The organism is Streptomyces griseus subsp. griseus (assembly GCF_000720255.1).
In the GTDB taxonomy this organism is placed as follows: domain Bacteria; phylum Actinomycetota; class Actinomycetes; order Streptomycetales; family Streptomycetaceae; genus Streptomyces; species Streptomyces griseus_I.
The window spans coordinates 1-348 of record NZ_JOJE01000190.1; the positions used below are offsets into that span (position 1 = coordinate 1).

Consider the following 348-nt stretch of genomic DNA (forward strand, 5'->3'; position numbering starts at 1 on the left):
GCCTTGTACCCGTCCCACGCGGCGCGCGGCTCGCGCACGTTGTTATCGATCGACCAGCGCCGGGCGAGCCACGACCGGATCGGGAACGCGCGCCGGCGAGCCGGGTCGAAAACCGCGCCGGTCTCGTCGACCAGGCTCTTGCGGAGCAGCTGCACCTGCTGCATGCGCCGGGTGTGCAGGCCCCACAGCCACGGGCTAAGGCTGGAGAGCACGCCGAGGATCACCGCGAGCGCGGTCGGCGCGAGCGGCCCGTCGGCGAAGTGCGAGTAGTTGACGCCGGCCATGACCAGGGCGATGGCGTACGAGGCGCGGCGCAGCCGGGTCGCCGTGGTGTGCGCGGCCTGGAGC

The 348-nt window shown here is 73.3% G+C and carries 1 protein-coding gene; it reads right to left on the minus strand.

What is annotated here, in order from left to right; genetic code table 11:
• On the minus strand, positions 1 to 348 hold a 348-nt coding region (locus tag IG99_RS43730), incomplete at both ends, for a hypothetical protein (RefSeq protein WP_037684625.1).